The following is a 19,938-nucleotide window of genomic DNA, read 5'->3' on the forward strand; positions in this document are numbered from 1 at the left end:
GATCACTTGGATTCCAGGGCTATTTTCGCCAGCTGCGGTGCTGGTTGATAGCCGGGAATGATCTTGCCATTGGCCAGAACGATCGCCGGTGTACCGCTGACCCCGATCATTTGACCCAGCGCGTACTGCTTGGCAACCGGGCTGTCGCACTGCGCATCTGCCACGCCTTGGCGGCTCTTCGCGCGATTCATGGCATCCTGCTGATCCTTGGCGCACCAGACATTCGACAACTCTTTTGCCGCCGCGCTTTCCAGACCCTGGCGCGGGAAGGCCAGATAACGCACCTCAACGCCCAGCCGGTTGAGCTCAGGCACTTCGCTATGTAGTTTCTGGCAATAGCCGCAATCGGTGTCGGTAAATACTGTGATATGGGTTTTCGGCTGCTTGGGCGCAAACACCACCATTTCCGACGCCGGAATAGCATCCAGTAACTTGACCACGCCACGGCTTTCCGCCGCTTCGGTGAGGTTCACCGGCTTACCGTCCTTCACCTGAAACAGATAGCCCTGCAACAGAAACTGACCATCAGCACTGGTGTACAGCTGCCGACCACCGGCCAGTTCAACCTGATAAACGCCCGGCATCGGGCTCTCGGCAATCGCCTCGATCGGCAGCGCCGGATCGATCGCCTTGAGGCTATTGCGGATGGCCTGGTCGGCATCGGCGGCAACGCCCATGCCGCTAACCAAACCCAGGGCCAACGCGACAACAATGCGACTAAAACGCATACAAACTCCTGACGGAAGACGATCTAACAAAGGTTGGGCGCAGCCTATCATAGAAGCCAGTGCAGACCGACCATCGCAGGCCGGACGGCGTTCTCAGCCTCGCGGGTGGTGCTGCGCATGCAACTCCTGCAGCCGCGCGCGGGCAACATGGGTGTAGATTTGCGTCGTTGAAAGATCGCTATGCCCTAGCAGCATCTGCACCACGCGCAAATCGGCCCCGTGATTGAGTAAATGCGTGGCAAAGGCATGACGCAGGGTATGCGGCGACAGGCTCTTGGAAATTCCCGCCACCTTGGCCTGGTGCTTGATGCGGTACCAGAAGGCCTGCCGGGTCATCTGCTCACCACGCTGGCTCGGGAACAGCACATCACTAGGCCTGCCATCGAGCAGAAACGGCCGAGCCTCCTTGCTGTAACGCTCAATCCAGGCAACTGCCTCTTCGCCCAGCGGCACCAGCCGTTCTTTACTGCCTTTACCAAAAACCCGCAGCACACCCTGACGCAGATTGACTTGTTCCAGCGTAAGACCAATCAACTCGCTGACGCGCAGACCACAGGCATACAGCACCTCAAGCATCGCGCGGTCACGCAGGCCAATCGGGTCATCCAGCTCCGGGGCGGCCAGCAAAGCCTCAACATCCGTTTCGGACAGCGACTTGGGCAGCGGACGCCCCAGCTGCGGCAGATCCACCTGCAACGTCGGATCACGGTTGATCAGTTGCTCACGCAAGAGAAACCGGTAGAAACCGCGCAATCCCGAGAGCAGGCGTGCAGTAGAACGTGCCTTGTAGCCCTCACTCAAACGCCAAGCCAGATGATCAAGGATCAGCTCCCGACCGGCGTCCGCCAACTGCACATCACGCACCTGCAACCAGCCATTAAACAATGCCAGGTCACTGCGATAGGCCGAGCGCGTATGCGCCGAAAGCCCCTTCTCCAGCCACAGGGCTTCGACAAAATGATCAATCAGTGGATGGTCGATGGCAGGCATGCTGAACTATGGAGGCAGTTGAAAGCAGGTTAGTCTTTCACACCTTGGCCATGCAGGGCCAGGCACCCACTCGCAAGGACCTTTGATGAACGAGCAGCATATTCTTCTCGCCTTCGCCGCCATCGGCGCAGGCTCCCTCGCCTGCCAATGGCTGGCCTGGCGCCTGCGCCTGCCCGCGATCCTGTTTCTGTTGATAACGGGGATACTCGCAGGCCCCGTACTGGGCTGGCTTGACCCTCAAGCCCTGTTCGGCAACTTGTTATTCCCCCTCGTATCAATGGCCGTTGCACTGATCCTGTTCGAGGGCAGCCTGACCCTGCACCTATCCGAATGGCGCGAAATTGGCTCCGTCGTCCGACGCATGGTAACGGTTGGCGCATTGGCCACTTGGGCCGTGATTGCTGCTAGCACACACTACCTGCTGGGCTTCAACTGGGATATGGCCCTGCTGTTCGGCACCCTCACCCTGGTCACCGGACCCACCGTGATCGTGCCAATGCTGCGCGTGGTACGCCCCAAATCGTCCATTGCCAATATTCTGCGCTGGGAAGGTATCGTTATCGACCCGATTGGCGCACTGCTCGCCGTTGTGGTGTACAGCTTTATCATCGCCAGCAATGAAGGCAATGGCTGGAACAGCGGCCTGATCACCTTCGCAAGTGTAATTGCCTGCGGCAGCCTGTTTGGGATTGCCGGCGGCTGGGGCTTAGGCCAAGTGCTAAGACGGCAGTGGCTCCCGGACTACCTGCATAACCTCGCCGTACTAGCCGCCGTACTGGGCGCCTTTATCGCCTCTAACGAAGTCATGCATGAGTCCGGCCTGCTCGCCGTCACCTTGATGGGCATGTGGCTCGCCAACATGAAGGGCGTCGATGTACGACATATTTTGCACTTCAAGGAAAACCTCAGCGTCCTGTTGATTTCGGGGCTATTTATTCTGCTGGCCGCACGGCTCAATCTTGGCGCCCTGCTCGCGCTTGGCCCGGCTGTGCTGGTGCTTCTAGCCATCATCCAGTTTGTCGCTCGCCCACTCAACGTGGCGCTATCCACCTTTGGCTCCAGCCTAAACTGGCGCGAGCGCGCCTTGCTGGCATGGATATCACCACGCGGTATTGTTGCCGCAGCAGTCTCAGCTATTTTCGCAATCCGCCTCGACGAGCTGGGTTATGACGGAGCCCAACTACTCGTCCCACTCACTTTCGCCGTCATTATTGGTACCGTTGTCTTGCAGAGCGCCACGGCACGCCCGCTCGCCAAGCTCTTGAAAGTGGCCGAACCGGCTCCCAGCGGCTTTCTTATCGTGGGTGCCAACCCAGTGGCCCGCGCACTCGGCACAGCCCTGCAAGACCTCGGCAACCGCGTACTGCTGTGCGATTCCAGCTGGGAGAACATCAGCGCCGCACGCATGAAAAAGCTGCCCACCTACTTCGGCAATCCCACATCACAGGATGCCGAGGCTCATCTTGACCTGATCGGTCTTGGCCACCTGCTTGCCGTGTCGCCCTCCAGCGAACTGAATGCACTGGCCTGCATGCACTTTCGCCACGACTTTGCCGCCACCCGCCGATTTACCTTACCCAGCGGCACCGAAAGTCGGCGCAGCGATAAACACCGCACTCGCGACGCCGTACGTGGTCGCCCACTCGGCAACCGAACACTGAGCTTCCCTCAGTTCGCCAGCCGCCTCAGCAAAGGCGCCGAGGTGCGAACCACCACGCTCAGCAACACCTTTGACTGGCCGGCCTATCAAAATCTGCATGGTGACCGCGCCGTTGTGCTGCTCGCCCGCGACCCAAGTGGTTGGATACACATCGCCACCCAACCCCTTGAGATTCAACCAGGCCCTGACTGGACCCTGGTCGCCCTGATTGATGAGGAGCCGGACAACCCCCGTTAACTACCAACAAGATAAGCCGCGCTATCGTCACCCTATCCTTGGATGGGTGACAGATATCAATTAGCGGCCCATGATTGCACCACGCCACTACAGTCAACGGGCCTAAACGATGTCCAGCCAACAGCATTCACGCCTTGGTCAGATTCTGATCAATAAAGGACTGATTAACCGCGGCCAGCTGGATGCTGCCATTCAACTGCAACTCACCAATCAAAAACGCCTCGGCGAAACGCTGATTGAGCAGGGCTGGCTAACCGAGCGCCAGCTGAAAAAAGCCCTCAGCAAGCAAAACAACCTACGCCTAGCGGCCACCTTGGTCGCCGCCCTGCTCAGTCCCTTCCAAATCGCCAGCGCCGACGCGCCGCGCAACCACCCCAGCGCTATCAGCCAGGAACAAGCGCCTAACGGCCTACGTCCCTTGAGCGATATGGAAATGAGCAATGTCAGCGCACAGGGCCTGGACGACGTACTGCAAGGTTTATTTCTGCAGGCTCGCAGCGGTGACGGCCTGGACACCGTCGGCCAGCTGAGCAAACTGGTGATGCCGGTGCTGAGCAGCCTGGAGGCGGAAACATCAATGAAGGACGTGCAGTACGACACCAGCAAACTGACCTCGGTGATCAATGCCGACGGTTCCGTCAATGTGCGCCTACCCAGCTCGATTGGTGAGCTGCGCTTTGACAATATTCGCGTTGCCGGCGCACCGCAGGGCCAAAGCTTTGGCAGCCTGAGCCTGCATGACATCGACTTGTCGCAAGCTTCGCTCAAAATCAGCCTGCATTAGCCGCAGCACACGACTATCCAGACCGCAGAAACGAAAAAAGCAGCCCGAAGGCTGCTTTTTTTGGAAAGCTGAGACTTAGCCCAGTTTTTCCTTGATGCGCGCTGCTTTACCGGACAGGTCACGCAGGTAGTACAGCTTGGCTTTACGTACGTCACCGCGACGCTTAACGGCCAGGCTGTCAACCAGCGGGCTGTAAGTCTGGAAAGTACGCTCAACGCCAACACCGTTGGAGATCTTACGAACAGTGAAAGCACTGTTCAGACCACGGTTACGCTTGGCAATAACAACACCTTCAAACGCCTGCAGACGCTGACGGTCGCCTTCCTTCACTTTAACCTGGACAACAATGGTGTCGCCTGGTGCGAAAGTCGGGATCTCTTTGCTCATCTGCTCAGCTTCGAGCTGCTGAATAATCTTGTTGGTCATGCTGCGCTCCTAAGACAGGCACCTGGCCGGTCATCGATACATTAACTATCGTCCCGCTGGCGGATGTATTCCTCCAGCAGCTTCTTCTCTTCCCCAGAAAGCGAGCGGCTATCCAGAAGATCGGCACGTCGTTCGTGCGTCCTACCAAGGGACTGCTGCAAACGCCAACGCCGGATGTGTTCGTGGTTACCGCTAAGCAGCACCTGTGGAACACGTTTATCCGCATACACCTCCGGGCGGGTGTAGTGCGGGCAGTCGAGTAAGCCATCCGTAAAGGAGTCTTCCTCGGCCGAACCTGCATGACCTAATGCACCAGGCAAAAGGCGCGTTACCGCGTCGATTAGCACCATGGCCGGCAGCTCACCGCCAGACAGGACGTAATCCCCAATCGACCATTCTTCATCGACATGCGCCTCAATAAAGCGCTCATCAATGCCTTCGTAGCGACCAGCGATGAGGATTAAAGCCTCTTCGTTTGCCAGTTCGCGGACTGCTGACTGCGTCAGCTGGCGACCTTGCGGCGAAAGATAAATCACCTTCGCTTTATCACCTGCGGCGTGCTTGGCATCGAGCAAAGCATCCTCAAGCGGCTTGATCTTCATCACCATGCCAGGGCCACCGCCGAAAGGCCGATCATCCACAGTGTGGTGACGGTCAGTGGTGTAGCTTCGCGGATTCCAACAGGTTAGCTGCAACAACTCCTGTTTCACCGCGCGGCTGGTAATGCCGTATTCGCTGATAGCGCTAAACATTTCCGGGAACAGCGTGATGACTTCAACGCGCAGATTTGGCATCAGGCTTAGAAGTCCGCATCCCAGTCGACCCGCATTTCGCCAGCACTTAGATCAATCGACAACACACATTGCTCGGTATAGGGCAACAGGCGTTCACTACCATCCAGACTGTCGGTGCAGGGTTTAACCACCATCACATCGTTGGCACCGGTTTCTAACAAGTGATCAATCTTGCCGAGCAATTGCCCTGCCTGGTCGATGACCTTCAGACCTACCAACTGGTACCAGTAGTACTCGCCGTCTGTTAACTCAGGAAACAGATCGCGTGGTACACAGATCTCATAACCGGCAAGAAGGCGCGCCTCTTCACGGTCATCAAGACCTTTGAGCTTTGCGACCAGGAACTTATCACTCCCGCGTCCGCTTACCAGCTCTACCTGCTTGACACTGCCTTCGCGCCTAAGCGTCCAGGACTTGTACTCCAACAGGTTTGCAACAGGATCAGTAAAGGAATAAACCTTCACCTCACCGCGAACGCCATGTACAGAGTAGATCTTGCCGATAACGATCAAATCATCGGTAGAAACAGGCGTCGCGCTCATATTGCTTAGGCCGCAGCCTTAGCAGCGTCCTTCAACAACTGAGCAACACGATCAGAAGGCTGTGCGCCAACGCTCAGCCAATGGGCCAGGCGATCTTGCTTCACGGACAGACGAACTTCCTGACCACGAGCGATCGGATTGAAGAAACCGATTTCTTCTTTGTGCGAACCGTCGCGTGGGTTACGGCTGTCGGTCACGTTGATTTTGTAGAACGGGCGCTTTTTGGAGCCGCCAAGGGCAAGACGAATCGTTAGCATGTGAACATAGTTCCTGTAGTCGGTGCTGCAAATCTAAATGCACAGCGGGCATAGGCGCCCGAAAGGCCGCATATTCTAAGGAATATCCGGATTTTTGCAAATGGCTTTTTCAGATGCACAGGGCTGTGCAATCAAGTCGTGCCAGTAGGTCGCTGCCAAACCGGCCAATCGATCCACATAAAAGGCGGGTTTAGTGCAAAACCCGACCTTTAACGGAGCCTGCGCAGACATCGCTGCCGAGGCGAATTCCTTACATCTTAGGCATGCCGCCCGGCATCATACCGCCCATGCCGCGCATCATCTTGGCCATGCCGCCTTTGGCAGTGAATTTCTTCATCATTTTCTGCATCTGCTTGTGCTGCTTGATCAAGCGGCCGATGTCCTGCACTTGAGTGCCGGAGCCCATGGCGATGCGGCGCTTGCGCGAGCCGCTGATCACGTCAGGATCGCGGCGCTCCTGAGGCGTCATCGAGTTGATGATCGCCTCCATCTGCTTGAACTGCTTCTCGGCAGCGCCTTGGGCATTGCCCATCTGCGCCAGATTGACGCCGCCCATTTGTGGCAGCTTGTCCATCAGGCCGCCGAGACCGCCCATGTTCTTCATCTGTTGCAGCTGGTCACGGAAGTCTTCGAGATCGAAGCCCTTGCCCTTCTTCAGCTTCTTGGTGAGCTTCTCGGCCTTCTCGCGATCCAGGGTCTGCTCGGCCTGCTCGATCAGACTGAGTACATCGCCCATACCGAGAATGCGCGAGGCAATCCGATCCGGGTGAAAGGGCTCCAGCGCCTCGGTCTTCTCACCCATACCGATAAACTTGATCGGCTTGCCGGTAATCGCCCGCACAGACAACGCCGCACCGCCGCGCGCATCACCGTCGACCTTGGTCAACACCACGCCGGTTAGCGGCAATGCATCATTAAATGCCTTGGCGGTATTGGCAGCGTCCTGACCAGTCATGGCATCGACCACGAATAGGGTTTCCACCGGCTTGATCGCCGCGTGCAGCGCCTGAATCTCCGCCATCATTTCGGCATCGATAGCCAGACGACCGGCGGTATCGACGATCACTACATCAATAAACTTGAGCTTGGCTTCCTTGATCGCCGCCTCGGCAATATCCACCGGCTTCTGGCTGAGATCGGAAGGGAAGAAGGTCACGCCAATATCATTGGCCAGGGTTTCCAGCTGTTTAATAGCAGCAGGACGATAAACGTCGGCCGACACCACCATAACGGTCTTTTTCTTGCGCTCTTTAAGGAAGCGCGCCAGCTTGCCGACAGTAGTGGTCTTACCTGCGCCCTGCAGGCCGGCCATCAACACCACGGCTGGTGGTACTGCATTCAGCGCGAGGTCTTCGTTGGCCGCGCCCATCAGCTCTTCCAGCTCGGCACGGACAATCTTCACGAACGCCTGGCCTGGGGTCAGGCTCTTCGAGACTTCGGTGCCGACCGCACGGTCCTTGACCTTATTAACGAAGTCTTTGACCACCGGCAAGGCAACGTCAGCCTCAAGCAAGGCCATGCGCACTTCACGCAAGGTGTCCTTGATGTTGTCTTCGCTCAGTTTGGCTTTGCCGGTGACATTTCGCAGGGTCTGCGAGAGGCGGTCAGTCAGATTTTCGAACATGCTCGTTCCTTTCAGGCTCTACCGAGCCGAGGGTGGGCTTGCAACAGGTCGCGGATTATAGCGAAGACTAATCGGGTCTGGTGACGTTTCATCGCCACCGCGCTGGAACCTGTTTTGGCCCGATACAAGGCACGAGACACTCATTTGGTTATTCCAAATGAGTGTCGAGAAACGCAGCATCACGCCAAAACAGGCCCAGCCCTCCGGGTTGCGCGCAAAACCTCGCCATGCGTTGTTGGAGGACTTGGCAAGGGAACAACCATTACCTGCGCCCTCCGCCTAGCCTGGCGAGATTTTGCGCAGCAACGCGGCTGACGGCTGAAACGTCATCAGACCCGAGACACCGACACCGCCAGACGCTTTCGTGGCGTACGGGTTATATGCCACACTGGCCGCCTTTCGGGTTTGCCTGACAAGGATTTATGCACCCTCTGCTACCCAGCCTCGCCGCTGCCTGCCTCTATGCCGGAGCCGCACTCTATCAAGGCCTGCGCCTGCAACAGCGCAGCACATCCAATAAGCGCCTGCTGGTTGCACTCGGCACACTGGCGTTGCTACTGCACGGCAGCAGCCTGTTTTTGCAGATGTTCGATGCCAGCGGCCTGTCGCTAGACTTCTTCAAGGCCGCCAGCCTGATTGCTGCGGCGGTTATTCTGCTGACGCTGCTGGCCTGCATGCGAATCCCGGTGGAAAACCTGCTGCTACTGCTATTCCCCTTGGGTTTTATCACTGTATTGCTCGCCCAATTTATGCCCAGCGGCACTACCCAGGCCATTGACGAAGCACCCGGCATACTGGCGCATATCCTGCTCTCGATTACCGCCTACGGCATGCTAACGATTGCCGTGTTCCAGTCGCTGCTGCTGCTATTGCAGGATCATCAACTCAAACACAAACACCCTTCCGGGCTGATCAAGAACTTCCCCCCCCTGCAAACCATGGAAAGCCTGCTGTTCGGCTTTCTCTGGGCTGGCTGGGCGTTGCTCTCGCTCTCGCTGTTGTCTGGCGCGCTGTTTATCAGCGACCTGTTTGCCCAGCATCTGGCGCATAAAACCATCCTGTCATGCTTCGCCTGGGTGGTATTTGCCGTGCTGTTGTGGGGCCGCCACCAACTCGGCTGGCGTGGCCATAAAGCCATTCGCTGGACCCTAGCGGGCTTTTGCCTGCTGATGCTGGCCTACTTCGGCAGCAAGCTGGTTCGCGAATTTATCCTGCATATCTGAGACCCCTTCCGTGGACGACCTTCACTCCAGCTACCTGCTTGGGCTGCTGATTTTTCTGATTCTGTGCTCGGCATTCTTCTCCAGCTCGGAGACAGGGATGCTCAGCCTCAACCGCTATCGCCTCAAGCACATGGCCAAGGAAGGGCATAAGGGTGCCAAGCGCGTCACCACCTTGCTCAGCCGCCCGGACCGCCTACTCGGCACCATTCTAGTGGGCAACAATGTGGTCAACATCCTCGCGGCCTCCATTGCCACTGTGCTGGCCGTGGATATCTGGGGCGAAGCTGGGATCGCGATTGCTACCGCAGGCCTGACCATCGTGGTACTGATATTCGGTGAAATCACCCCGAAAACCCTGGCCGCGCTGCGCCCAGAGCTGGTGGCCTTCCCCGCCAGCCGCGTACTGCTGCTGCTGCAACGCTTGCTCTACCCAGTGGTCTGGGCCACCAGCGCCATCAGCAACGCACTGCTGCGCCTGCTGGGCGTCGACCCGTCGCAACGCGCCAGCGACAGCCTCTCCACCGAAGAGTTGCGCAGCGTGGTACGCGAATCTGGTGCCGGTATGCCGAAAAACCGCCAGAACATGCTGTTAGGCATTCTTGACCTTGAGCGGGTGACAGTGGATGACATCATGATTCCGCGCAACGAAGTCACCGGCATTAACCTGGATGACGACCTTGAAAGCATCATCAGCCTGCTGACGAACACCACCCATACGCGCCTGCCAGTATTTCGTACCGACATCAATCAGATCGAAGGCATCGTGCATATGCGCCAGATTGCCCGACTGCTAACGCACAACGAGCTGAGCAAAGAAGCGCTACTAGCGGCCTGTAACGAGCCGTACTTCGTGCCTGAAGGCACGCCGCTGTCGACCCAGCTGATCAATTTTCAAAAGCAGAAACGCCGGATTGGTATCGTCGTCGATGAATACGGCGACGTAATCGGCATCGTTACTCTGGAAGATATCCTTGAAGAAATCGTCGGCGATTTCAGCAACCAGGACACACTGCGCAGCCCGGATATTCATCCCCAGGAAGACGGCACTCAAGTGATTGATGGCGCCGCCTATATTCGCGAAATCAATAAGGCACTGGACTGGCACCTGCCCTGCGACGGGCCCAAGACCCTTAACGGCTTGGTGACCGAAGCTCTGGAGAGCATCCCCGACAGCGCCGTATGCCTGAAGATCGGCCCTTATCGCTTGGAAATCCTGCAGTCGTCGGAGAACCGGGTAAAAAGCGTACGTGCCTGGCAAACCAAGCCTAAGGCGCACACCGAGCCGCCGGCACAAGACTGACGGCCAGCCCTTGAGCCCACACGCGGTAGCCCAGGCTTGACGGGTGATAGCCATCGCGCGCCAAGTACTCGGCGGAAAACTCCAGCTCAACCGCGTGATGCCCAGCCCCCAGGCGCCTCGCCAACTGACTCAAACGGGCATCCAGCAAACTGGCACGTACACCGAGCAAACGCCGCAGCAACCAGGGCAAGGCACTGAAATGCTGCAACGGCGGCACACTGCTAAACCCCACCCGAGCGCCACGTGCGGCCAACGCTTCAGCCATGCTGCCAAGTGCAGCCTCCCAGCGCGGCAGTGATGTCAGACGGGTGGTGTCGTTGACGCCGAACACCAGCAGCGCCAGATCAAAGGGCCGATCCAGTACCTGCGGCAACAGCCGCTGACAGGCCTGCGCGGCGGTGATCCCGTTTTCACCGCAGGCACGCCAGGCAACTGGCCGTCCGCAGCGCGCCGCCAGCGCAGTTGCCAGCTGCCCGACGAGTGCGGCATGCAGTTCATCGACACCCACTCCCACCACGGTCGACTCGCCCAATACCAGCAGACGCAATGGCTCACCCGGTAAACCCACGCCTGCCAAACCGTCCAATAACCCGGCGGCCGGCGGTAAACGCAACGTGTTGCGCCGCGTATGCAGCGCCAGCGGCAAGGCAATCGGCGCCAACAGTGCCAATCCTAGCCACCAGGCATAGGCGCGCAACGCATTCACAGCTCGACCCTGACCGCCTGCGCCGCACGCGTGGCCTTGGCTCGCGCGGTTTGTAATGACTCATCACGGGCCAGCGCCACGCCCATACGCCGCTGACCGCTGACCTCAGGTTTACCGAACAGGCGCAGAGCAGTATCCGGCTCGGCCAGAGCCGCGCCGAGGCTGCCGAAGCTGACTTGCTGCGACTCACCTTCCACCAAGATCACCGCAGACGCGGACGGGCCGAACTGGCGGATCGCCGGAATAGGCAAGCCGAGAATCGCCCGCGCATGCAGGGCGAACTCAGACAAGTCCTGAGAAATCAGGGTGACCAACCCGGTGTCGTGCGGACGCGGCGAGATTTCGCAGAACCACACCTGATCACCTTTGACGAACAGTTCAACGCCAAACAACCCACGACCACCCAGCGAGCCGGTAACCGCCAGGGCAATACGTTCGGCCTCGGCCTGAGCCTTGGCACTCATCGGCTGCGGTTGCCAGGACTCTTGATAGTCCCCCTTGACCTGACGATGCCCCACTGGCGCACAGAAGGTGGTGCCGCCGCTGTGGCGCACGGTAAGCAAGGCGATTTCATAGTCGAAATCGATAAAGCCCTCGACTATCACCCGCCCCTTGCCGGCGCGGCCACCGGCCTGGGCGTAATCCCAGGCGACTTGCAGATCATCCAGGCTTTTCAGCACCGACTGGCCTTTGCCGGAAGAACTCATGATCGGTTTGATCAAACAGGGAAGGCCAATGCTCTCGACTGCAGCACGGCACTGCTCGAAGGAGTCGGCAAACTGATAAGGCGAGGTCGGTAGGCCCAGCTCTTCGGCGGCCAGACGACGGATGCCTTCGCGGTTCATGGTCAGCTGCGCGGCACGCGCGCTGGGGATGACGGTAAAACCTTCATTCTCCAGCTCGACCAGCGTTGCGGTGGCGATGGCTTCGATTTCCGGCACGATGTAATGCGGCTGCTCCAGCTCGATTACTGCCCGCAGCGCGCCACCGTCGAGCATATTGATCACATGGCTGCGATGCGCCACCTGCATGGCCGGCGCGTTGGCGTAGCGGTCCACGGCGATCACCTCGACGCCGAGGCGCTGCAACTCGATCACCACTTCCTTGCCCAGCTCACCAGAGCCACACAGCAGCACACGGGTCGCGCTCGGCGACAAAGGGGTTCCGATACGGGGCATGGAATTTCCTCAAACGAATAGATGTACGCGGGGTTACAACAAGATGCCTTGAGCCTTTGCGCGCTCATGACAACGCTGGAGCACCTGGCGGCGCTCGGCGTTATCCATCAAGCCCCAGCGAGTTATTTCAGCGACAGTGCGCTGACAGCCAATGCAAACATCGTGATCATCCAGCGCACATACATGCACACAAGGTGACGCAACGGGACGCTCCGCCTGCATCAGTCCTCCTGCTCAAGCAGGTCACGAGCATAGCGCTGGGCGTTGTGCACGTAATGGGCGGCGCTGGCTTCGAGCATCTTCTTCTGCGGTTCGGTCAGTTCGCGCACCACCTTGCCGGGCGACCCCATAACCAGCGAGCCATCGGGAATTTCCTTGCCTTCACCGATCAGGCTATTGGCGCCGATGATGCAGTACTTGCCGATTTTAGCGCCATTGAGGATCACCGCATTGATACCAATCAGGCTGTAATCGCCCACGCTACAGCCATGCAGCATGGCGTTGTGGCCAATGGTCACGCCAGTACCGATATTCAGTGGGAAGCCCATATCGGTGTGCATCACCGTGCCGTCCTGCACATTGCTGTTCTCGCCGATGTGAATCAGCTCGTTGTCGCCGCGCAGTACGGCGTTAAACCACACACTGGCCCCCGGTTCCAATTTGACCTTGCCCACCAGCGTGGCATTCGGTGCAACCCAGCTATCGGCATGGGTCTCAACGCGGGATGAACCCAGGCGGTATTTCATGGATGCTTCCTCAATAGGCTCAAGTGAGCTTGATAAAGTGCTCAGGCGGCTGGTGCATATCGATATGCACATCGTCATACACCAGGTTGACCAACTCGACCAACATGATCGCCGTCAGCCCCCAGATTTTATATTCGCCATAACGGTAACTTGGCACATACCAGCTGCGCCCCAGGTAATCAATGCGGTGGGTGGTTTCCCGCGGGTCATCACGAAAGAACGCCAGCGGCACGGCAAATACGGCAGCAATCTCGCCGTCATTGGGCTTGTACTCGACAAAGTCTGGCACTAGGCCGACATAGGGCGTGACCTCAATACCATGGCGCGACACCAAGGTGCTAAGCGGCCCAACCACTTCGACCAACCCAGGCGGCAAGCCGATTTCCTCCTCTGCCTCGCGCAAGGCGGTTTCGATCAGGTCGACATCTTCCGGGTCACGCCGCCCCCCGGGAAACGCCACCTCACCACCGTGGGTAGACAGACCGCTGGCGCGTAAGGTCAGCACCACTTCCGGCTCGTCGCTGCGGGTGATGGGCACCAGCACTGCGGCCTCAGGGTAGCGCTTGTCGGTCTGCAGAATGTGCGGACTATAGCCGCGCATGCGGTGGAGTAACTCATCCAGCATGGAGATTCTCGGTCTTTTATTCTGCGTTCGATCATGGCACGAAAGCAGCGCACGCCCCAACCCCCGCGCCGCTGACGGCAATCATTCAGGCGCTCGACAAACCCGCTTGCCGAGCACACAACACGCGCGCCAAGATAGCTGACACGCAGCGAGGACCTGGCATGAAGTTCTGTAGCAACTGTGGCGGCGCGGTCAGCCACATCATCCCGCAAGGTGACAACCGCCTGCGCCACGTCTGCGCGCAGTGCCAGGTCGTGCATTATCAAAACCCGCGCATCATTGCCGGCTGCCTGCCGATATGGGGGGAACAGGTACTATTGTGCCGTCGCGCCATCGAGCCACGCCGTGGCTACTGGACGCTGCCGGCCGGCTTTATGGAAAACGGCGAAACCCTGGAACAGGCCGCCGCCCGCGAAACCCACGAAGAAGCGTGCGCGCGGGTGCGTGGCCTGAGCCTCTATACCCTGTTCGATCTGCCGCATATTAATCAGGTGTATATGCTGTTTCGCGCCGAACTGGTGGACCTGAACTTTGCCCCAGGCGAAGAAAGCCTGGATGTTCAGCTATTTCACGAACAGGACATCCCCTGGTCAGAGCTGGCTTTCCCGACCATCGGGCGTACCTTAGAATGCTATTTCGCGGACCGCCGCGAGCAGCACTACCCGGTCCGCAATGAGCCGCTCGAAGCCTTGCGCGCACATTACAAGAAAGCCTTTTGATCCATGGAAATTACGATGCGCTGGTTGTTTGCCCTACTCTGCCTGACCGTTGCCCTGACTGGCCACGCCAGCACCACCCCGACCCTTGACGGCAAGACCATCGACAAAGTGCTGGTGGTCAAATCCGACCGCAAACTGCACCTGATCAGCCGCGGCAACACCCTCAAGTCCTACCGCATCTCCTTGGGTAAACAGCCTAAAGGAGCCAAGCAGCGCGAAGGCGACCTGCGCACCCCGGAAGGCTTCTATTGGATCGACTGGCGCAAGACCAGCGACAAGTACAATCTGTCCATGCACATCTCCTACCCCAACGCCCGCGACCAGGCGCAAGCGCGCAAGAGCGGTGTATCGGCGGGCGGCATGATCATGGTTCACGGCACTCCGCTGGACGAGGAATACCCTGAGTGGATGTTCCACACTCTGGACTGGACCGAAGGCTGTATCGCCATGCGCAATTTCGACATGCGCGAGGTCTGGAGCCTGGTCAAAGACGGTACGCTGATCGAAATCAGGCCCTGACCAACAGCCATAAAAAAGGCGCCTTCATGGCGCCTTTTTATCAGTTAGAACTGGATATCCGACAATCGCCACACCTCAAAAGCCGGCGTCTCGTAGGGGTGCTGCTTCTTCATCGCTTTGACAGCATCATGGATCAGCTCATCGGCCACGACCATCTCGACTTTCCACTCTGCCACCTGTTCAACCTGCCCAGGCTGGCCGAGAAATGGCTGACTGCCTTCCAGAGCGCGGAACTGGCCCAGCCCCTGGGTTTGCCAACAACATTGATCGTACCGACCAATACGTCCGCCACCGGCGCTGAATACCGCATTTTTCACGGCATCCAAGTGAGTTTCAGGCACATAAAAGCACAGCTTGTACATCGAAGTCTCCGCCGGCAAGACTGATAAAAACAGTTCGATAATGATGCCACACAATAATGGCATTTTGCCTTATCGGGTATTCGCGCAGCGCATCACAGTTGCATCCTATGACCGGATAATGTGCTGTGTGTTCAACGTATTAGCTTAATAAGCCCAGGCTACAAGCCACGCCAGAATCGCCGCCAGCGGGCCTTGAAGCCGCTTACCGGCTGGTTATGGCAACCATCACAGTAAGGTAGACGTTGCGAGCGAGCGCAACGGCAAAGCAGCAGAAACTGCTCACGCTCAGGCTGCAGCTCAAGCGTGTTAGGGCAGGCGGAAACACAATCGGGAAACTGGGACGAACGCCCGCAGCAGCACAGCAGCAAGGTATCGCCAGGTTTGACCTGGCGCACCTCAGGCAGAATCGGCGCTGGCTTACTCGACATAAGCCAGCGCCAACCGGATCAATCCACCCACACGCGGGCGTTGCGGAACATGCGCAGCCAGCCTGCATCTTCCTGCCAGTCATCTGGCTTCCAGGAGTTTTGTACAGCGCGGAACACCCGCTCCGGGTGCGGCATCATGATGGTCACGCGGCCGTCGCGGCTGGTCAGACCGGTGATCCCGCGCGGCGAACCGTTGGGGTTGGCCGGGTAGGTTTCGGTGACCTTGCCGTGGTTGTCGATAAAGCGCATGGCCACGCAGCCGGACAGATCTGCCTCAAGCAGAGCTTCCTCGTTCTCGAACTCGGCATGCCCCTCGCCGTGGGCGATGGCGATTGGCATACGCGAACCGGCCATGCCCTGCAGGAAGATCGACGCCGACTCCTGCACCTGGACCATGGCTACGCGCGCTTCGAACTGCTCCGAGCGGTTGCGCACAAAATGCGGCCAGAACTCGGTACCGGGAATCAGCTCGTGCAGGTTGCTCATCATCTGGCAGCCGTTACACACGCCGAGACTGAAGCTGTCCTTGCGCTCGAAGAACGCCTGGAAGCCATCACGGGCGCGGGCGTTGAACAGAATCGACTTGGCCCAGCCTTCGCCAGCACCGAGCACGTCACCGTAGGAGAAGCCGCCACAGGCAACCAGGCCTTTGAACGCTTCAAGACTGACGCGACCGCTGAGGATATCGCTCATATGTACGTCGATCGCGTTGAAACCAGCGCGGTCAAAGGCCGCCGCCATTTCCACCTGGCCGTTGACGCCCTGCTCGCGCAGTACGGCGATCTGCGGACGTACACCTTTACGGATATACGGCGCGCTGATGTCCTGATTGACGTCGAAGCTGAGCTTGGCCGACAAACCTGGGTTTTCCTCATCGAGGATGGCGTCGAACTCCTGCTCAGCGCACTGCACGTTGTCGCGTAGACGCTGAATCTGGTAGCTGGTTTGCGCCCACTGGCGCTGCAACAGGCGGCGCTGGCCGGCGAATACCGGCTGACCGTTGAAGCTGATCGCCACGTCATCGCTGTTGACCGGCTGACCGATCACCGCCACGCAGTCGCCCAGACCGGCTGCGCTGAACTGTGCCAGCACTTCCGGGGTGGCGTCCTGATGAACCTGGATCACCGCGCCAAGTTCTTCGTTGAACAGTACGGCGGCCAGCTCAGCGCTGTCATCGGCCAAGGCGTCGAGGAACAGGTTCAAGCCGCAATGGCCAGCAAAGGCCATTTCCAGGGCGGTAACCAGCAGGCCGCCGTCGGAGCGGTCGTGGTAAGCGAGGATATGACCGTCAGCATTCAGGCCCTGGATTACTGCGAAGAAGGCCTTGAGGTCTTCGGCGTCATCCACATCCGGCGCCTGGGTGCCGAGCTTGCCGTAGACCTGGGTGAGGATCGAGGCGCCCATGCGGTTCTGCCCACGGCCCAGATCGATCAGGATCAGGTCGGTTTCGCCCTTGTCCATGCGCAGTTGCGGGGTCAGGGTCTTGCGGATATCGCTGACCGGAGCAAAGCCGGTCACGACAAGTGACAGCGGCGAGGTCACGCTCTTATCCGTGCCCTCATCGCGCCACTGGGTTTTCATCGACATCGAGTCCTTGCCCACCGGGATGGTGATGCCAAGCTCGGGGCACAGTTCCATGCCGACCGCTTTAACGGTGTCGTACAGACGCGCGTCTTCACCCGGGTGGCCGGCAGCAGCCATCCAGTTGGCGGACAGTTTGATATCGGACATCTTCTCGATACGCGACGCGGCCAAGTTGGTCAGGGTTTCGCCAATCGCCATACGCCCGGACGCAGCAGCATCCAGCAGCGCCAGCGGGGTGCGCTCACCCATGGCCATGGCTTCACCGGTGTACACGTCGAAGCTGGTGGCAGTCACAGCGCAATCAGCCACCGGCACCTGCCACGGGCCAACCATCTGGTCGCGAGCAACCAGACCGGTAATGGTGCGGTCGCCAATGGTGATCAGGAAGCTTTTGCTGGCCACGGCCGGGTGATGCAGCACGCGGGTTACGGCTTCGTCGATGGCCAGGGTGCTGGCATCAAAGTCATCGCCCAGCTCAGCTTCGCGGGCGGCCGAACGGTGCATGCGCGGCGGCTTGCCCAGCAACACTTCCAGCGGCATGTCCACCGGGGTGTTGGCGAAATGGCTGTCAGTCACGATCAGGTGGGCTTCTTCAGTGGCTTCACCGACCACGGCAAACGGGCAACGCTCGCGCTCACAGATCGCCTTGAAACGCTCAAAGTCGACTGCGCTGACGGCCAGTACGTAACGTTCCTGAGACTCGTTGCTCCAGATCTCGTGCGGCGCCATGCCCGGCTCGTCATTCGGCACGTTGCGCAGTTCGAAGCGGCCGCCACGGCCACCGTCATTGACCAGCTCCGGGAAGGCGTTGGAAATACCACCGGCACCTACGTCATGGATAAAGGCGATAGGGTTCTGCTCGCCCAGCTGCCAGCAACGGTCGATAACCTCCTGGCAGCGGCGCTCCATTTCCGGGTTCTCGCGCTGTACTGAAGCGAAATCCAGGTCAGCCGAGCTGGCACCGGTGGCGACCGACGAAGCGGCGCCGCCGCCCAGGCCGATCAGCATGGCTGGGCCGCCAAGCACGATGAGCTTGGCGCCGACGGTGATCTCGCCCTTCTGCACGTGATCTGCGCGGATGTTGCCCATGCCGCCAGCGAGCATGATCGGCTTGTGGTAACCCCGCACTTCTTCGCCGCGCGGGGTCTTGATCGCCTGCTCGAAGGTGCGGAAGTAGCCGGTCAGGGCCGGACGGCCGAACTCGTTGTTGAACGCCGCGCCACCCAGCGGGCCTTCGATCATGATGTCCAGCGCGGTAACAATGCGCTCGGGCTTGCCGTACGGCACTTCCCAGGGCTGCTCGAAACCGGGGATGTTCAGGTTGGATACGGTGAAGCCGGTCAGCCCCGCCTTCGGCTTGGCACCACGGCCGGTGGCACCTTCGTCGCGAATTTCGCCGCCGGAACCGGTGGACGCACCGGAGAACGGCGAAATAGCCGTCGGGTGGTTGTGGGTTTCCACCTTCATCAGGATATGCACGGGCTCCTGGGTCGCGCCGTACTGGCGGGTCTCAGGGTCCGGGAAGAAACGCCCAGCAACACTGCCGACGATCACCGAGGCGTTGTCCTTATAAGCGGACAAAACGCCTTCGCTGTGCATCTGGTAGGTGTTCTTGATCATGCCGAACAGGGATTTCTCCTGGCTTTCGCCATCGATATCCCAGCTGGCATTGAAGATCTTGTGGCGGCAATGCTCGGAGTTGGCCTGAGCGAACATCATCAGTTCGATATCATGGGGGTTGCGCCCCAGACCGTTGAAGCTGGTCACTAGGTAATCGATTTCGTCTTCGGCCAGAGCCAAGCCGAGCTCAACGTTGGCCTTCTCCAGCGCAGCGCGGCCGCCACCGAGGATGTCCACAGCCGTCAGCGGCTTGGGCTGGGCATGGCTGAATAGCGCAGCAGCACCGTCGAGGTTATCCAGTACCAGCTGAGTCATGCGGTCATGCAGCAGTTCGGCAACCTGCTGCGCCTCGGCGGCATTCAACTCACCGCTGACGTAGTAGGCCAGACCGCGTTCGATACGCTGAATCTTCGCCAGGCCGCAGTTGCGAGCGATGTCGCTGGCCTTGCTCGACCACGGCGAGATGGTGCCAAAGCGCGGAATGGTCAGGAACAGGCGGCCGCTTGGCTCCTGCACCGGCACACTCGGGCCGTATTTCAGCAAACGGGCCAATACCTGTTCTTCGTCGGCGTTGAGTAAGCCGGTAACCTCGGCGAAATGCGCGAACTCGGCATACAGGCCGGTGACAGCAGGAACCTTGCTGGTCAGTTGCTCAAGCAGTTTGCCGTGACGAAAAGCAGAAAGGGCGGGAGCGCCGCGCAGGATCAACATCGGGGACAGCCTCTGGGAAGGGGTGTACTTTGAGGCCGTGCATTCTAGCCTAAAGCGCCGCCAACGGCACCCGTGGCAGCCAGGGTCTGTTACCGTTTAGCGGCCGCATCGAAACGGCAACAGACCCTGCTCACGCCTAGCGACTGCGCTAGCAGAGAAGCCACTCGCTGTCGAG

General features: G+C 59.2%; 21 protein-coding genes. 6 read left to right on the forward strand and 15 right to left on the reverse strand.

Translation table 11 applies throughout. The features are described 5' to 3' along the window. Positions 1–2: 2 nt before the first annotated feature. Positions 3–728, reverse strand: coding sequence for a thioredoxin fold domain-containing protein (locus AACX99_RS06400; RefSeq protein WP_339410356.1), 726 nt, complete (start codon positions 726–728; stop codon positions 3–5). A gap of 93 nt (positions 729–821) precedes the next feature. Further along, on the reverse strand, positions 822–1,718 hold the full coding sequence (gene xerD, locus AACX99_RS06405) for a site-specific tyrosine recombinase XerD (protein ID WP_339410358.1): 897 nt from the start codon (positions 1,716–1,718) through the stop codon (positions 822–824). Between the two features lie 85 nt (positions 1,719–1,803). Here xerD and AACX99_RS06410 point away from each other — a divergent pair, with 85 nt between their 5' ends. Both AACX99_RS06410 and AACX99_RS06415 read left to right on the forward strand, forming a co-directional pair. Further along, entirely contained in the window at positions 1,804–3,615 is a 1,812-nt protein-coding gene (locus tag AACX99_RS06410) for a cation:proton antiporter (RefSeq protein ID WP_339410359.1), read from the forward strand. Between the two features lie 109 nt (positions 3,616–3,724). Next, positions 3,725–4,399, forward strand: a complete 675-nt coding sequence (locus AACX99_RS06415) for a hypothetical protein (RefSeq protein WP_339410360.1) — start codon at positions 3,725–3,727, stop codon at positions 4,397–4,399. A gap of 75 nt (positions 4,400–4,474) precedes the next feature. On the opposite strand, the gene rplS is transcribed toward AACX99_RS06415, so the two are convergent. From rplS to ffh, 5 genes are all read right to left on the reverse strand, one after another. After that, the gene (gene rplS, locus AACX99_RS06420; protein WP_339410361.1) at positions 4,475–4,825 is read right to left on the reverse strand and encodes a 50S ribosomal protein L19; all 351 of its coding nucleotides are present in this window, start codon (positions 4,823–4,825) and stop codon (positions 4,475–4,477) included. A 41-nt stretch (positions 4,826–4,866) separates the two neighbouring features. After that, entirely contained in the window at positions 4,867–5,619 is a 753-nt protein-coding gene (trmD, locus tag AACX99_RS06425; protein WP_445261839.1) for a tRNA (guanosine(37)-N1)-methyltransferase TrmD, read from the reverse strand. Between the two features lie 5 nt (positions 5,620–5,624). Then, positions 5,625–6,161, reverse strand: coding sequence for a ribosome maturation factor RimM (rimM, locus tag AACX99_RS06430; RefSeq protein WP_339410362.1), 537 nt, complete (start codon positions 6,159–6,161; stop codon positions 5,625–5,627). A 5-nt stretch (positions 6,162–6,166) separates the two neighbouring features. Then, positions 6,167–6,418, reverse strand: a complete 252-nt coding sequence (rpsP, locus tag AACX99_RS06435; RefSeq protein WP_090239277.1) for a 30S ribosomal protein S16 — start codon at positions 6,416–6,418, stop codon at positions 6,167–6,169. 250 nt (positions 6,419–6,668) lie between these two features. Next, positions 6,669–8,042, reverse strand: a complete 1,374-nt coding sequence (ffh, locus tag AACX99_RS06440; protein ID WP_311088955.1) for a signal recognition particle protein — start codon at positions 8,040–8,042, stop codon at positions 6,669–6,671. A 422-nt stretch (positions 8,043–8,464) separates the two neighbouring features. On the opposite strand from ffh, the gene AACX99_RS06445 reads away from it, so the two are divergent. Next, positions 8,465–9,265: a cytochrome C assembly family protein gene (locus AACX99_RS06445; RefSeq protein ID WP_339410364.1), complete on the forward strand. Its 801-nt coding sequence runs from the start codon at positions 8,465–8,467 to the stop codon at positions 9,263–9,265. A 10-nt stretch (positions 9,266–9,275) separates the two neighbouring features. Continuing rightward, positions 9,276–10,565, forward strand: coding sequence for an HlyC/CorC family transporter (locus tag AACX99_RS06450; protein WP_339410365.1), 1,290 nt, complete (start codon positions 9,276–9,278; stop codon positions 10,563–10,565). Here the strand turns inward: AACX99_RS06450 and AACX99_RS06455 are convergent. From AACX99_RS06455 to AACX99_RS06475, 5 genes are read right to left on the reverse strand one after another with little or no spacing between them, the layout of a single operon-like run. Continuing rightward, positions 10,531–11,271, reverse strand: a complete 741-nt coding sequence (locus AACX99_RS06455) for an SGNH/GDSL hydrolase family protein (RefSeq protein ID WP_339410366.1) — start codon at positions 11,269–11,271, stop codon at positions 10,531–10,533. The two genes, AACX99_RS06450 and AACX99_RS06455, sit on opposite strands and share 35 nt — an antisense overlap. Next, positions 11,268–12,449: a formate-dependent phosphoribosylglycinamide formyltransferase gene (purT, locus tag AACX99_RS06460; RefSeq protein ID WP_339410367.1), complete on the reverse strand. Its 1,182-nt coding sequence runs from the start codon at positions 12,447–12,449 to the stop codon at positions 11,268–11,270. Before purT ends, AACX99_RS06455 begins: the two co-directional genes overlap by 4 nt. Positions 12,450–12,482: 33 nt before the next feature. Beyond that, positions 12,483–12,671, reverse strand: coding sequence for a DUF1289 domain-containing protein (locus AACX99_RS06465; RefSeq protein WP_339410368.1), 189 nt, complete (start codon positions 12,669–12,671; stop codon positions 12,483–12,485). Then, complete coding sequence (locus AACX99_RS06470; RefSeq protein WP_339410369.1) at positions 12,671–13,195, reverse strand: gamma carbonic anhydrase family protein; 525 nt, start codon at positions 13,193–13,195, stop codon at positions 12,671–12,673. The genes AACX99_RS06465 and AACX99_RS06470 overlap by 1 nt, the downstream gene beginning before the upstream one ends. A 19-nt stretch (positions 13,196–13,214) precedes the next feature. Continuing rightward, positions 13,215–13,820: a CoA pyrophosphatase gene (locus AACX99_RS06475; RefSeq protein ID WP_339410370.1), complete on the reverse strand. Its 606-nt coding sequence runs from the start codon at positions 13,818–13,820 to the stop codon at positions 13,215–13,217. A gap of 161 nt (positions 13,821–13,981) precedes the next feature. On the opposite strand from AACX99_RS06475, the gene AACX99_RS06480 reads away from it, so the two are divergent. Together AACX99_RS06480 and AACX99_RS06485 are read left to right on the forward strand one after the other, a co-directional pair. Further along, on the forward strand, positions 13,982–14,539 hold the full coding sequence (locus AACX99_RS06480; RefSeq protein WP_339410371.1) for an NUDIX hydrolase: 558 nt from the start codon (positions 13,982–13,984) through the stop codon (positions 14,537–14,539). 15 nt (positions 14,540–14,554) lie between these two features. After that, complete coding sequence (locus tag AACX99_RS06485) at positions 14,555–15,058, forward strand: L,D-transpeptidase family protein (protein WP_339410372.1); 504 nt, start codon at positions 14,555–14,557, stop codon at positions 15,056–15,058. A gap of 44 nt (positions 15,059–15,102) precedes the next feature. Here AACX99_RS06485 and AACX99_RS06490 read toward each other — a convergent pair whose 3' ends face one another. From AACX99_RS06490 to purL, 3 genes are all read right to left on the reverse strand, one after another. Beyond that, entirely contained in the window at positions 15,103–15,420 is a 318-nt protein-coding gene (locus tag AACX99_RS06490; RefSeq protein WP_339410373.1) for a YqfO family protein, read from the reverse strand. A 158-nt stretch (positions 15,421–15,578) separates the two neighbouring features. After that, entirely contained in the window at positions 15,579–15,848 is a 270-nt protein-coding gene (locus tag AACX99_RS06495) for a CDGSH iron-sulfur domain-containing protein (protein ID WP_339410374.1), read from the reverse strand. An 18-nt stretch (positions 15,849–15,866) separates the two neighbouring features. Then, on the reverse strand, positions 15,867–19,763 hold the full coding sequence (gene purL / locus AACX99_RS06500; RefSeq protein ID WP_339410375.1) for a phosphoribosylformylglycinamidine synthase: 3,897 nt from the start codon (positions 19,761–19,763) through the stop codon (positions 15,867–15,869). Between the last annotated feature and the right edge of the window lie 175 nt (positions 19,764–19,938).

Source organism: Pseudomonas sp. EA_35y_Pfl2_R5 (assembly GCF_963970805.1).
GTDB lineage: Bacteria > Pseudomonadota > Gammaproteobacteria > Pseudomonadales > Pseudomonadaceae > Aquipseudomonas.